We start from the raw sequence: 14,904 nt of genomic DNA, 5'->3' as shown, positions 1-14,904 counted from the left end.
CGCGCATTGTTTAGCATTTGTGAGTAATTCGATAGAAAAAAAGCGCACTTCCGGTTTTTTACCTCAGGCTCCATCTACAATTTTACCTCATTTGATAGACTCAAGCCACACAAAAATCCCAAATTTTGGTGTTAACCAAAATTTGGGATGTCTAATGTCATAGAACAATCTAAAATATTATGCCTGTTACAAAGGCAAAATATTACTTACGGCCATATTTTATAGAACCTTCCTGGGTAACTTTTTTATCCATCATGTCCAGCAGGCTGTTTTTGATGGTAACAGTAGAACCGTTTACCTCAGCATTAGGTATATCGCATTTTTTGACCTTGCCGGGAAGATGATAAATGGTGGTCATGTGTGCATCTGCCATAAACATTTTTGCCATATCCATCGTCTCATCGTCCATATCCGTATCTGAATCTGAACCCGTTTTTTCAGCAAGCCGGATCAATTCCCTTTTTCCTTGCTTGAAAAGTGGCGAGGTACCTGTAAAAGGATTGCTACCGCCCATCAAACCTCCTCCAGATTCATTTTTTGACTGAACCTTATTGATGATCTCGTGTAATTCAGCAAGTTCTTCAAAAGAATTAAAAGGAATGCTGCTGGTGATCAGGAATTCACTTTTTGATTCACTCATCTGTATGCGCATATTCAGGTCTTTTACTTTGGCTTTTTCGCCATCAGAAAGGTCTGAAAATCCTTCCATGTCCCGGTAGTACATCAGGCTATCCTGCTCCATGTTAACGGCTTCTCCACCTTCTTCTTTAGCGGCTTCCTCCAGTGCAGATTTCATGAACGGATTGGAAAATAATCCACTGGCATCTATCTTCGTCGTATAGGTACCGGATCCATCCTTGTTGAGATACACTTCTTCAACAATGTCAAAGCAGCTCGTCAGGAACAACATGCCGGTACTAAGTAAAAGCAAAACAAATTTTCTCATGTTTATGGTATTGTGGTAAAATAATGCCTAAAAGTAGTAATTTTATAGCCGATCCATGAAAAATAATAAAAATTTCGTCACAAAATTTATTTGGATAAAACCCGCAGAATCACTGAATAAATATTGGGATTAAATTAATTTCAGCCCTATAATAAAACTGGATCCAATAAATATTGCCATAAATAAAAACATTGGAATATGTTGTTGAGAATTAACCCCGATAATCCTGAGGGGCGTAAAATAAAACAGGTGGTAGAAGTCCTCCGGCAAGGAGGAGTGATCATTTATCCCACCGATACCGTTTATGGATTGGGATGCGATATTTTTCAGCAAAAAGCAGTAGATCGCATCTGTCATCTGAGGGGCATTAATCCTGAAAAAGCAAGGCTTTCTTTTATTTGTAAGGATATTGCCGATATTTCGGAATATACTACGCAAATCGATAATCAGACTTTCAAATTGCTTAAGAAAAATCTTCCCGGGCCGTTCACTTTTGTTTTGAAGTCAGGCAATAAGCTGCCGAAGATCTTCAAGAACAATAAAAAGACGATAGGCATCCGTATTCCTAAAAACAATATTGTGACTGCCATCATCGAAGAACTGGGTCATCCTATGATGACTTCTTCTTTAAAATCAGATGATGAACTGCTGGAATATTTTACCGATCCTATCGACATTTACGAGGATTTCAAAAAACGCGTCGATCTCGTCATCGATGGTGGAATAGGGGGAAATATACATTCAACGGTAGTGGATTGTACGGAAGCCGATGTGGAAATCATACGCGAAGGGGCAGGGGAGTTGATGGTTTGATGCTACGATGTTTCAATGCTTCAATGCTACGATGCTACAATGCTACGATGATTCAATGTTTCAATGCTACGATGATTCAATGTTTCAATGCTACGATGATTCAATGCTACGATGCTTCAATGTTTCAATGCTACGATGCTTCAATGTTTCAATGCTACGATGCTTCAATGTTTCAATGCTACGATGCTACAATGCTACGATGATTCAATGTTTCAATGCTACGATGCTTCAATGCTTCAATGCTACGATGTTTCAATGCTACGATGCTACGATGATTCAATGCTACGATGATTCAATGTTTCAATGCTACGATGCTTCAATGTTTCAATGCTACGATTATTTGATGCTGTGTGGTTGGACATTAAGTTATGCTGGTTCAGAAGGTGCCGTCTTTGCGAGACTGATAATAACCTATTAAATAGGCTATGGAGAAAATATGGCTAACCTTATGTCCTATTCAATATTGTAAACTCTGTCCCCGAAGATCGGTGCGCAACACAATGCAAGACGGGTAGCTTTTTCGTGGGTGATCTTTGTAAAAGACAATAACAAACCATAGACAAAAAAAATTAAACTATATGAGAAAAATAATTTCATTTATGCACATATCGCTTGACGGTTTTGTAGCAGGGCTGAACGGAGAAATGGACTGGATTAAAGTTGATGAAGAAATTTTTGATTATGTCGGTAAGCGGATAAGCGAAGGCGACACTGCATTATATGGACGAGTAACTTATCAAATGATGGAAAATTACTGGCCTACCGCAGGAGACAAGCCGACAGCGACCAAGCACGACATTGAACACGCTAAGTGGTATAGCAACGTTCAAAAAGTTGTTTTATCAAAAACAATGAAAGACGTGGATTTAACTAACACAAAAATTATTAGTGACAACCTTTTGGACAGAATAAATGAAATAAAACAACAGGCAGGTGAAGACATTTTGCTTTTTGGTAGCCCGACAGCAACACATTCACTTATTCAACAGAATTTAATTGACGGCTACTGGCTATTTGTTAATCCAATTATTCTTGGACAAGGCATTCCATTGTTTGTAGACATCAAAGATAAAATTAAACTAAACCTATTGACTACTCGGCAATTTACTTGCGGTGTAACAGAGTTGAATTATACAGTAGAAAGACAATAACAACGAGCCGCTAGCAGCATCTACCCCTAAAGCGGGTTTTCGTGTTCCAAAGACAGTTTTTTGGTTAATGTCCCATTTTTTATACTAAACATGATTTTATTTAAACAACCCCCACAATCCTCCCGAGTTCTTTTTTCTGTCCCTGGCGATTTTCAGATTTTCCTGGGCCAGTGTGGCTTCGGGGTCGGCAGCAACGGCTTTTTCAAAAAGGCTAATCGCCTGATCGAATTGTTCTTCATCCAAATAAATGATGCCCAGGTTATTGTAGGGAGTCCAAAGTTCCGGGGCGTATAAAATGGCTTTCTGGTAAGATATTTTGGCCTCTGCCGAAAGGTTCAGGTCGTGTTGGAAAACGCCCTGCCAGTACCAGCATACACCATAGCTGGGCAATATTTCCAAACTTTTTGCCGTATAGGCCAGGGCCTCGTGCAGCATATTCAGTTTGTAGTAACACAAAGCCTCAAACAGGAAGGTATCCTCATCCGCTTCAGGGCCATTCATCACTTTTTCGAGGTCGCGGATGGATTCGTGGTAGTTTCCTTGATTGTAATGCATGATCCCCCTCAATTGCAGGGCCGTGTAATAATCGGGATTGAGTTCAATTGCCTTAGAGGCCGCTTCGATGCCTGCCTCGTATTGCCCCAGATTGTGGTGGCTAGTGGCCAGCCCAAGGTAATTGGTGGGGGAGGAGGGGTCTAATTTTATGGCCGTAAGATAGTTTTGCAATGCCTCGTCAAAGAAACCCAGCAGGTTTCTGCACGATCCGCAATTGGTATAGTTGAGGGCCTCCTGTGGATCCACTTCTATGGCTCTTTTGTGATCCTCCAGGGCCGTTTGATAATCGCCGAGGAAGAAATAACATAACCCCCTCAGTGAATAACCCCAGGGGGTGACCGGGTCAATCTCCAATGACCGGGTGAAATCGGTGATGGCTTCCCTGTAAAGCTTTAACTGGTAAAAAGACAATCCTCTGTGGTGATAAGGTAACGGCACGTCGGGTTGAATCAGGATAGCTTTGTTGAAATCAGGAATGGACATATCGTATTCATCCATCCTTTGGTAGGTAATACCCCGGTTCAAATAGGGTTCGTGCCAGCCTGGACTCAGGTCAACGGCAGCGGTAAAATCATGAATGGCTTTGCTGAATTCCTCGAGTTGAAGAAAAGCATTGCCCCGGTTGATAAAGGTGGTCGCATCTTTATCATCCAGTAAAATGGCCTGGTTGATATCGTCAAAAGCACCCCGGAGATCGTTGAGGACTTCAAGTTTGAGGACACTTCGGTTGTTCCAGGCCCGCGCCAGGGTTGGGAAATGAGCAATGGCACTATCGTAATCCCTTGCCGCTCCTTCAAAATCACCTAAATCTACTTTTACCAACCCGCGATTGGAATAAGCCGCTCCATAAGTAGGGTCGGCCTCCAGGGCCCGGTTGAAAAAGTCCAGTGCCCCGGTCCAGTCGGATACATCCAGGCACTTCAAGCCTTCATCATTGAGCATTTTGGCCTCGTTGTTCACGTTGCTCTGGCTGCCATGCCCGGTTTCGCTGCTTACTGTACTGTTTTTAAGGACTGGCTGAGGGTTGAAAATGGTATTTTCTCTTTTTTTGCGAATGGTTTTTTCCAATTGGGTAATAAAGGCAAGGATACCATTCCGGATCTGGTTGATTTCTATGCTGGCATTTTCAAAGGAAATGGTGCCGAGTCGTTGTGATTTGGCCAGACTTTCATAACGGCCGGAATGCTGGATCACCTCGTCGAGGTGGTAGGGACTGCTGCTTTCCAGGAAAATCGTCAGTTCATCCAGTACATTTTCAATTTCATTTTCGGCAAGTTCCTGTTTAAATGCCTGAAGTCTTGGCAGATCTGAAAGGGTCATGTTTTGACGCGTTAAAGGTGATAATTATTTATTCGGCCTGTTTGGATTCCAAAAATAATAAAAAATAATTCATCCGGTAAAAAAAGATGCGGCAGGAGCTTTATTGCCAAGAAATCCCCGGGTAACATTTTTCAGAATCACCTGATATCATTGAAAATTATTTAACCAAAACTTTTTAATGATGAAACTGCACAAAATTTTTTCCACTGCGCTTTTCGCCTCGACTTTAGCCTTCTTTGCTGTGAGTTGCGAAAAAAATGCACCACAACCGGAACTTACCGATAATGCCAAACCGGTTTTTACCCAGATGATGGATATTGACAACGACGGAACCATGGAACTCGTCATCGGATTTGCAAAAGCTGATGTCGAAACCCTCGAAGACAATGATGTGATTTTATACGGCAGACTCTGGTCGACGAATACCCGCTTTGAAACCGATCCGTTTAAACTGGATCCGTAAAACTCCCGACGGGTGACTTGTTCAAGTTGAGCGCAGCAAAATCCCTTGGGGTTGTTCAAATTGTTCCAGTGGAGCGCAGCGACATCCCGCACCGCAGGTCGGGAGTGTTCAAATTGTTCCAGGTGTTTCCATAAGTTTTTTGGGTTAATGCCGACTCCCCGTATCCAAATGCCAGATTCACGATTTATTAAAAAAACATTAAATCCATTACCATGAAAAATCTTAAACTCATTCAAAATCCAATAATAAAAATAGCCCTTTTTGTTCCTGTATTTTTAGTCCTTCTGGCCATTGGTTGTGATTTTAAATCACATGCAGAGGCTAGTATCAAGGGAGACGGCGGCACGGCCATCCTGAAAGTGGAGGTCGTTTCCGGGGCCGAATTCAAAACTCAAGGCACCATTACCCCCGAAGTATGCGAACAGGTCGGTTACGGCAACCCCGTGACCATCGCAGAATGTGATGTAATCGCCAATGTAACGAGAAAAGTACAAAACTCTGATGGTAGTTCCGAAAATGTAGTGAGGAGCGAGGTGCATACGCTTAAATATAAAGTAGCCTGTATTCCCGGGATACAATGGAAAGTGGATTGCTCCGACCCAGTCATTTTGCAAATCCCTGTTGACTGGAAGATCAAATCGGGTACTTTTGCCGGAAACAACGGCCTGAACGGTAATCTGGTCATCGAATATTACGATCCCCCGGCAGATGTCGATATGAATTTTTACCTGGCCGAGCCCGGATACAAACTGGTGGTCATTGGCTTCCCCCACGGTACTCCGGTGGCCGGTTACGATATTGACCTGGAATGGGAATACAAATACCTCGGTAAGAAACAGATCAAAGGGGTGTTCGCCGCTGCCGTTTATTATGAGGATCCCAATACGGGGCAGATTAACTTCTATTTTCCCCCGGCTTTCCCGGAAGAAAGGGATTTTTCAAAGATCACAGATTACTTTTATATGTCCGACTTTACCGCAGCGAAAGTAAGGGCTGCCAAAATGAATAAGTCCGAAGCAGATAACCTTGCTTTACCCGAGACGGATAAACGAACGTATGTGGCCTTTTCCATGGAGGGAGCGGATATTGGGGAGGTTGATGTGAATGACCTGGTCGCCCGGGTGAATAAATAAAGACTATTAAAAAACAAAAAGGCGATGCGTTTCACAACGACATCGCCCTTTTTTTGCTATTGTTCCGAGCGGTTTTCCTGTTTGGAAAACCGGCTTCTGATTTCCTCTTAATCCTCCATATACGCCTCAATAGGGGCGCAGGTACAAACGAGGTGTCTGTCGCCATAAGCATTGTTGATGCGTCCGCTGGCGGGCCAGAATTTGAAATATTCTCTAAGATACGGAAGCGGGTAGGCCGCTTTTTCCCTTGGATAGTCATAAGGCCAGTTGTCCGAAGCAATGACCTGGGCCGTATGGGGCGCGTTGGTCAGTACATTGGAATCGTGGTTGGCTTTGCCGTCGGCGATCTCCTGGATTTCTTTCCTGATCTCCAAAAGGGCATCACAGAAGCGATCCAGCTCTTCCTTGCTTTCACTTTCCGTTGGCTCGATCATAATGGTGCCGGATACCGGGAAGGAAAGGGTAGGCGCATGGAAACCATAATCCATCAATCGTTTGGCTACATCTTCTGCCGCCACAAAGTCTTTAAACGGACGAAGATCGACGATCAGTTCGTGGGCACAACGGCCCATTTCTCCTGCATAAAGGATCGGGTATTCTTTTTCCAGGCGTGCTTTGATGTAATTGGCATTCAAAATGGCAATCTCTGTCGCCATTTTTAACCCTTCAGTGCCCATCATACGGATGTAGGCATGAGAAACCAAAACGACACTGGCGCTGCCCCATGGGGCAGATGAAATGGCTGAAATGGCCTTTTTTCCACCTGTTTTGACGATTTTATGTCCGGGCAGGAAAGGTTTTAATTTATTATTTACACAAATGGGACCTACACCCGGGCCGCCGCCGCCGTGAGGAATGGCAAAAGTTTTATGAAGATTCAGGTGGCATACGTCTGCTCCGATAGCACCAGGGCTGGTAAATCCAACCTGTGCATTCATATTGGCGCCATCCATATAAACGAGTCCGCCGTTGTCGTGTATGATTTGGCAAATTTCCTTGATACCGGATTCAAAAACCCCATGAGTCGATGGATACGTCACCATGAGCGCCGCCAGGTTGTCTTTGTGCTGTTCAGCTTTAGCTTTAAGGTCTTCAATGTCGATGTTGCCGTGGTCGTCGCATTTGGTGACAATAACCTCCATACCCGCCATCACGGCACTCGCAGGATTGGTTCCGTGCGCCGATGAAGGGATGAGGGCAATATTTCGGTGGCTTTGATTATTGGCCTGATGGTAGGCGCTGATGACGGCAAGGCCTGCAAATTCACCCTGAGCCCCTGAATTAGGTTGTAGGGAACAGGCTTCAAAACCCGTAATTTCACTGAGCCAGCCTTCCAGTTCCTCAAAAATTTTCCGGTATCCCAGGGATTGGTCCTCATCGACAAAAGGGTGCAGCCCTGAAAATTCCGGCCAGCTAACGGGGAATAATTCGGTAGCCGCATTGAGTTTCATGGTACAGGAGCCCAAAGGAATCATGGAGTGCATGAGGGAAAGGTCCTTATTTTCGAGCCTTTTCAAATAACGCATCAGCTTCGTTTCCGTTTGGTTGTCCTGGAAAACCGCATGAGTGAGGTATTCGCTTTCACGGATCAGCTGATCGGGAACGTTCATGGCATCCGTGCATTCGGCAGCCGGAATGTCGGTTAGGCCTTTTGCTTCGGCAAAAACAGCGGCAATGGCTTCCACATCTTCCGGTTTGGTCGTTTCGTCCAGGCTGATGCCTATGCCTTTTTTGCCGTAGAAGAAATTTAAATGATTATCCAGGGCAATTTTACGGATCGTTGCCGATAACTCAGGATCTACTTCAATGCATAAGGTATCGAAAAAGGTATCATTACATTGAGAATAGCCGAGTCCCAGTAATTTGGCATCCAGGATTTGCGTCAGCTGGTGGATGCGCAGGGCAATATTTTTCAGTCCTTGCGGACCATGATAAACAGCGTATGTTCCGGCCATAATGGCCAGCAATGCCTGTGCAGTACAGATATTGGAAGTAGCCTTTTCACGGCGAATATGTTGCTCTCGTGTTTGCAGTGCCATACGGTAGGCAGGGCGGTTTTGCTGATCGAGGGAAACGCCGATGATTCTGCCGGGCAGTTGGCGCTTGAAGTCGTCTTTAGCCGCAAAATAGGCGGCATGAGGTCCTCCAAAACCCATAGGTACACCAAAACGCTGTGTATTGCCCACCACTACATCAGCGCCCCATTCTCCAGGTGGTTTGAGTAGGGTGAGACTGAGCAGGTCGGCAGCCACTACGGTATATATTTCGGCCGCCGCAGCATTTTCCACTAATCCGCTGTAATCTTCGACGCCGCCATCCATGGATGGGTATTGCAATAAAATTCCGAAGGTTTTGTCTGTTAGTTCAAATTGAGTCCATTCCCCAATGATGATCTTTATCCCGTGAGCCGCGGCCCTCGTTTTGAGTACATCGATGGTATGAGGAAAAACTTTATTGGAAACCAGGAATTCGTTGACCGGTTCCTGTTTGGCCTTTTTGTTTTTCAGGTTAAAAAACATGGTCATGGCTTCCGCTGCCGCAGTTCCCTCATCGAGGAGCGAAGCATTGGCCAGGGGCAAGCCCGTCAGTTCAGAAACTACGGTCTGGAAATTCAATAAAGCCTCCAGCCTGCCCTGGGAAATTTCCGCCTGGTAAGGCGTGTATTGAGTGTACCATCCCGGATTCTGGAAAATATTTCTCAAAATGACAGATGGGGTAAGGGTGCCGTAGTACCCCATGCCGATGAAACTTTTGAAAAGCTTATTTTGAGCACCAATTTGTTTTACATTTTCAAGGTACTCATTCTCAGCAAGGGCTTTGGGTAATGTTAATTCTGATTTTAAACGTATATCATCAGGAATGGTCTCATAAATAAGTTGATCCAGTGAATCAACTCCTATTGCTTCCAGCATTTCCTGCAAATCACTATCGTTGATGCCGAGATGGCGGCTTTCAAAAGAGCGGATGGGAGTCACTTTTTTCATAGGACTTTGATTTTATTTTGGTTATTGACCCGTAAGTCAAAATCTTAAATTTTAAAAAAAAGACAGGTGGTTTGGGGGCTCAAGAAAGCTTAACAAAACACACACAAAACGCCCTTTTTAAAATTCGCCGCAAGATAACTTCTTCCCTGAAATTTTCCATGCTAATAATTAAAAACTAATCATTTTATAAATAATGATTTATCTTGCGGGCGAATTAAAAATACGCTAAAATGAATATCAACCTCAAGAAGGATCTTTGCTTTTTCGATTTGGAGTCAACAGGATTAAATGTGGTACGAGACAGGATCGTTCAGATTGCTATCATAAAATATCGTGCCGACAAGAGCCCGGCTGACGAATTGTCTATGCTGATCAATCCCGGCATCCCGATCAGCGAAGAGGCTATGGGGGTTCATGGAATCACCCCCAAAATGTTGGCCAATAAGCCTACTTTTCAACAGGTAGCACAAAAAATATATGACTTCATCGGGGATGCTGACCTGGCCGGTTATAACTCCAACAGGTTTGATGTCCCTTTGCTCATGGAGGAATTTGCCCGTGTAGGCATTGAATTCAGTATGGACAACCGTCGGACCATCGACGTACAGCGGGTGTTTTATAAAATGGAGCCTCGTACCCTCAGAGCGGCCCTCCAATTTTACACGGGTAAGGATATGGAAAATGCCCACGATGCCCTGGAAGACGTCAGGGCGACAATAGATGTTTTTAACGGGCAACTCGAAAAATACAAAGGCGTCGATTACGTTGATGAAGAGGGGAACATTTCTAAAATTCCCGTTCGCCCGGATATTCAAAGCTTGCATGAATTTACCAATGACTTACGTTTCCTGGATGCCACCCAGCGATTGAAAGTGGACCACAACGGCGTGGTTGTATTTAATTTTGGCAAATACATTGGCAAACCCGCAGCAGAAACCCTGGTGAAAGACAAACAGTATTACGGCTGGATTATGAACAAGGAATTTTCCTCTCAATTGAAACAAATCGTTAAACAACTGGTCAAAGATTACGAGAGAGACCATAATATTCAAGGTAAAGGGTAAGCTTGAATTTCTTTTCACCCGATAAAGAATCTCAGCCTACTCCGTTAAACATACTTTTTAATGTGAAAAAACACCCTCAAAAAATGTCGAAATCCATTTTCCAGATTTGGTTCCTTCATTTCCGTAAAGGATTTTCGTCTTACTCATGGGTAAAACTCCCTGGAATTCCATTTCGCACCCTTTTCCCTTTAGCCTTTAGTCTTTTTACTTTTTTCCTCCTTCCTTCCTGTTATGAGAAAAAGGAAACCTGTTTGGACATCAGGGCTACGAATTTCGACCTGGAAGGCGATATTGCCTGTTTGGATTGTTGTGAATATCCTTTGCTCAAAATAAAATTCCTACACAGAAACGTAACCCCTGAGGCCAATTATTTGATCGGGTATTCAGATTCGACTTATGTCGACGGGGTGGGCCAGCCTTTTAGAATCAAAAGCCTGAAATATTACATTTCCAATATCCGAATGGTGGCCACAGATGGGACTGAAGCCCGGGTCAATGAAACCATAGACATTCAAACTCCTTCAGGAAAGCAGGCCTTTACGGATGATTTTTTATTGATCAATGGCACATTCAGTTCTTTTTTGACCGCCGGCACTTTTTCCACCATTAAAACCTATGATAAAGTGCGCTTTTCTCTTGGACTCGACAGCGCGCTGGAAGGCGTTGACCCCTCCACATTACCCGATAATCATGTGCTGGCCGTCAACCAGGACAGCAGTATGTTCGATTTTCAAAACGGTTACTATTTATTGGGAAACCTCGAAATTTATAAAGATACCACTGCCATAGACACGGTTCCTAGGCTCCTGAAAATTGGAATGTTCAACGGGCCAAAAGAAGTGGAGCTGGCGTTTCCGGAAAGCCTTTTGTTGCCGGAAGGCTTTGATATTCAGGTCACCCTGCTCATTGATGCCCCTTCATGGTTTTCCAATGCGGATGTCAGGTTGCAGCCCGATGAACAGTTAATTCCCAATATTGTAAGTAAAATGTCAGAATCGTTTATTGTACTTGAGGTTACCGTGAATAATTGATATTTTTATACTTAAATTGAAAGGTGCGCTTGCGGCGATGCGTACCAGGTTTGAAAGGCCGAAATTTCTCTCAAATAAATTAATTAAAAATGAAAAAAATTATTGGATTATGTGTTTTGGTAATTTTGTTGATGACCGCTTGTAAGGAAGATCCGGAACCGGGAACGGTGGTATTAAATTTCGAGCAAAAGGTAGGCAACCAGGCTTTGCAATTTGATAATATGATCTACACTTCCCCCGCAGGGCATCCCTTTTTGGTGTCTCGATTGAAATATTATGTATCCAACATCAGCCTCCACAATACCGACGGCACGAGTTATGATACGGATATTGTTCATTACCGGGAAGAAGGGGTGGACGAGACCAAAACACTGACCCTGGAAAAAGTACCTGCAGGTACTTATGACAGAATTTCCTTTATTTATGGACTGGATGAAAATATTAATGTTGATGGCGGTTTGGAAAACACCCTGACCAATATCAATATGGAATGGCCGATTCCGGGAGACCAGGGATACCATTATATGAAATTCGAAGGTCGTTATGATTCCCTGGCTACGGGAGTGATCAAGAATTTTAATCTACATACCGGGGCTACCCAGGGCAATCAAAATTATATCCCGTTCACCATTAATCTGCCTTCGCCTATTACTATAGATAAAAATTCATGGGAGGTCGATATGATGATGGATATGATGGAATGGTTGCAAAATCCGAATGTTTACGATTTTGCCGAATTCGGTCAGGCCATCATGATGAACCAAAACGCTCAATTAGTGTTAAAAGCTAACGGGGCTGATGTGTGGTCGGTAGATAAGGTGGTCCAGCAGTAAGGACTTCTTTGGTTTTTTTGCCAAAAATTAGTTGACCGTTTATCCACTTCAGTGGAGCAGAGTTACAGGTTGTGGGGGGATTAAGTTAACCCTCAACCTGTAAATCTGTTCAAAAAAATATTGTATTACCGTGTTGGTTACAACGGTGCAAACCAGACGTGCTGATGAGATTTCTGACGTTTATTTTCTTATCCTTCCTTTTTTTAGCGGTGTCATGTGACGATGACGGCCCCACCATCATTGATCATCCGGGCTATGCCCCCACACCCTATAATCTGGAGTTTCCGGCTTATATGCCGATTATGGATTTGCCGGAAGACAACCTCATGACAGAAGAAGGGGTTACTTTGGGCAGAATGCTGTTTTACGATCCAATTTTATCCGGCGACAGCACCTTGTCGTGTGCAGGATGTCATAAAGCAAATTACTCCTTTTCAGATGAAAGGCAGTTTAGCATAGGTATTGACGGCTCTGTCGGTACACGTCAGGCCATGCACATCGTGAATATAGGATGGATGACCGACCTGTTCTGGGACGGCCGGGCAAAAGGCGTGGAAGCCCAGGCACTCGGCCCGGTGGAGAACCCGATCGAAATGAAGGATACCTGGGACAATGTGGTCAATAAACTGATGACTCACCAGACTTATCCCGATCTTTTTTATGCAGCTTTCGGGGAAGATCAGATCACGAAAGAACAGGTGGTGAAAGCCATCGCCCAGTTTGAGCGTACCATGATCTCCTCCAACTCTCGTTACGATGCCATCGTGGAGCGGAACGAGGGATTTTTTACCGATGCAGAGCAGGAAGGGTTTGAGATCTTCAATACAGAGCTTGGCGATTGTTTTCATTGTCACGGAGGAATCCTTTTTACCGATAATTTATTTCACAATAATGGGTTAGATGCCACTTTTCTTGATATCGGTTTAGAGGAAGTAACCGGCGATCCGTTGGATAAGGGATTATTTAAAACGCCCACCTTGCGGAATATTGAACTTACCGCTCCTTACATGCACGATGGAAGATTTGCCACCCTGGAAGAAGTCATCGACCATTACAGTGAAGGACTGGTTCATTCACCTACCATCGACCCCCTCATGAAAAAGATTGCCCAGGGGGGAATTCATTTGACCGAGCAGGAAAAAAGCAGCCTGTTGGCTTTTCTCAAAACATTGACCGATACATCCTTCATAAACAATCAGGCGTTTAAAAATCCGTTTGATTGATATGCTCCAATGATGTTCACACTAATGAAAACGACAATTTTCAGGCTATGAAAAATACACACCCTTCCAAATTAATCATCATAGGGCTTTTCTTTTCTGTCTGGCTCCTTTCCTGCCCGGATAAACCCTGTGATGGCTGTATCATTGATGATACGATTGAAGGGATTTACAACCCAACGCCTTTTACTTTTCAGTTTCCCGGCTGGTTACCCGTTTTTGACATACCCGAGTACAATCCCATGTCCGAAGAAGGAATAGCCCTCGGACGGAGGTTGTTTTATGATCCGGTGTTATCCGCTAGTGGAACCCTGTCTTGCAGTAGTTGCCACCAGCCGGCGCTTTTCTTTTCCAGCGGCACAGCCTTTAATGTCGGGGACAACGGCCTCCAGGGGAAGCGTAGTGCTCCTTCCCTGGTGAATCTTGGATTTAATGAAGATGGATTAATGTGGGATGGACGGGCCGCTACGCTTGAATCCCAGGTTTTGATGGCCGTGGAAGATCCTTATATGTTAAATGCCGATTGGGAGAAAGTGACCTCAAGGCTGGCCATGGACGATTTGTACCCGGTTTTATTCAGAAATGCTTTCGGGATAGAAAAGAAAAGTGAGATTACGGCCGAGCTCGTTGCCAGTGCTATTGCCCAATTTGAACGAACGCTGGTAAGTTTTGATTCGAGATATGATAAAGTAGTCTGGGAAAACCAGGGATGGTTTCTCAATGAAGAAGAAAGAGGCCGTGCATTTTTTTTTAAGGAAGATTCACAAGTTGTTGAACACCCGGGGTGTTCCCATTGTCATATTGCCAAATATTTTACGGATAATTCCTATCGCAATAACGGACTGGATGGTCCGCCAACCTTATCTGACTTTCCCGATCCCGGAAGGGGAGGTGTGACCGGGGATTTGTACGATAATGGAAAATTTAAAGTGCCCACCCTTAGGAATATTGAAATGACTGCACCGTATATGCATGACGGCCGCTTCGAAACGCTTGAAGAAGTTTTGGATCATTACAGCGCCGGAGGGCATGATGTGGTGAATGAAGATCCAAACATCAGGCCTTTTTCTTTGACCGAGATGCAAAAACAGGACATGATTTCCTTCCTGAAAACCCTTACCGATACCACTTTTTTGAATCAACCGGGCTTCAAAAGCCCTTTTTAAACGTATTTTTTTCGTTTAATAACGGAAAAGGATCAGGTTTAGAGAAAATAATTTCGCTTTTTTTCGAAAATAAAAAAATGATTTTTTTCACATAAATATTTTTTGCGCAAATTTTAAATTTACTTAATTAATTAAAAATCATTATTTTGTGATTTTAAATAAATTAAATAAAGTGATTTAATGTTTTCACAACGATTGTTTTTTGTCTTTTTTTTCCTTTATAAG

Annotated in this window: 12 protein-coding genes; 9 read left to right on the top strand and 3 right to left on the bottom strand. The window is 43.7% G+C overall.

Annotation, left to right across the window (positions count from 1 at the left end):
* Positions 1-202: 202 nt before the first annotated feature.
* The gene (locus tag H6571_06240) at positions 203-946 is read right to left on the bottom strand and encodes a hypothetical protein (GenBank protein ID MCB9323326.1); all 744 of its coding nucleotides are present in this window, start codon (positions 944-946) and stop codon (positions 203-205) included.
* Between the two features lie 198 nt (positions 947-1,144).
* On the opposite strand from H6571_06240, the gene H6571_06235 reads away from it, so the two are divergent.
* Entirely contained in the window at positions 1,145-1,759 is a 615-nt protein-coding gene (locus tag H6571_06235) for a threonylcarbamoyl-AMP synthase (GenBank protein MCB9323325.1), read from the top strand.
* Between the two features lie 578 nt (positions 1,760-2,337).
* The gene (locus tag H6571_06230) at positions 2,338-2,910 is read left to right on the top strand and encodes a dihydrofolate reductase family protein (protein MCB9323324.1); all 573 of its coding nucleotides are present in this window, start codon (positions 2,338-2,340) and stop codon (positions 2,908-2,910) included.
* Between the two features lie 96 nt (positions 2,911-3,006).
* Here H6571_06230 and H6571_06225 read toward each other — a convergent pair whose 3' ends face one another.
* Positions 3,007-4,785, bottom strand: coding sequence for a tetratricopeptide repeat protein (locus H6571_06225; protein MCB9323323.1), 1,779 nt, complete (start codon positions 4,783-4,785; stop codon positions 3,007-3,009).
* 178 nt (positions 4,786-4,963) lie between these two features.
* Between H6571_06225 and H6571_06220 the strand changes: the two genes are divergently transcribed.
* Both H6571_06220 and H6571_06215 read left to right on the top strand, forming a co-directional pair.
* On the top strand, positions 4,964-5,248 hold the full coding sequence (locus H6571_06220) for a hypothetical protein (protein ID MCB9323322.1): 285 nt from the start codon (positions 4,964-4,966) through the stop codon (positions 5,246-5,248).
* A gap of 212 nt (positions 5,249-5,460) precedes the next feature.
* On the top strand, positions 5,461-6,381 hold the full coding sequence (locus tag H6571_06215) for a hypothetical protein (GenBank protein MCB9323321.1): 921 nt from the start codon (positions 5,461-5,463) through the stop codon (positions 6,379-6,381).
* A gap of 107 nt (positions 6,382-6,488) precedes the next feature.
* On the opposite strand, the gene gcvP is transcribed toward H6571_06215, so the two are convergent.
* Positions 6,489-9,365 carry an aminomethyl-transferring glycine dehydrogenase gene (gene gcvP, locus H6571_06210; protein MCB9323320.1) on the bottom strand — a complete coding sequence of 959 codons (2,877 nt, stop codon included), beginning with the start codon at positions 9,363-9,365 and terminating at the stop codon, positions 6,489-6,491.
* Between the two features lie 230 nt (positions 9,366-9,595).
* On the opposite strand from gcvP, the gene H6571_06205 reads away from it, so the two are divergent.
* From H6571_06205 to H6571_06185, 5 genes are all read left to right on the top strand, one after another.
* On the top strand, positions 9,596-10,429 hold the full coding sequence (locus H6571_06205; GenBank protein MCB9323319.1) for a 3'-5' exonuclease: 834 nt from the start codon (positions 9,596-9,598) through the stop codon (positions 10,427-10,429).
* An 83-nt stretch (positions 10,430-10,512) separates the two neighbouring features.
* Positions 10,513-11,460 carry a hypothetical protein gene (locus tag H6571_06200; protein MCB9323318.1) on the top strand — a complete coding sequence of 316 codons (948 nt, stop codon included), beginning with the start codon at positions 10,513-10,515 and terminating at the stop codon, positions 11,458-11,460.
* Positions 11,461-11,549: 89 nt separating this feature from the next.
* On the top strand, positions 11,550-12,293 hold the full coding sequence (locus tag H6571_06195) for a hypothetical protein (GenBank protein MCB9323317.1): 744 nt from the start codon (positions 11,550-11,552) through the stop codon (positions 12,291-12,293).
* Between the two features lie 164 nt (positions 12,294-12,457).
* Positions 12,458-13,516, top strand: a complete 1,059-nt coding sequence (locus H6571_06190; GenBank protein ID MCB9323316.1) for a cytochrome-c peroxidase — start codon at positions 12,458-12,460, stop codon at positions 13,514-13,516.
* A gap of 47 nt (positions 13,517-13,563) precedes the next feature.
* Entirely contained in the window at positions 13,564-14,679 is a 1,116-nt protein-coding gene (locus H6571_06185) for a cytochrome C peroxidase (protein MCB9323315.1), read from the top strand.
* The last annotated feature ends 225 nt before the right edge of the window (positions 14,680-14,904 follow it).

The organism is Lewinellaceae bacterium (assembly GCA_020636105.1).
Taxonomy (GTDB): Bacteria; Bacteroidota; Bacteroidia; order Chitinophagales; family Saprospiraceae; genus BCD1.
Note: the sequence above shows the minus strand (reverse complement) of the source record. Positions and strands in the feature narration are given on the sequence as shown.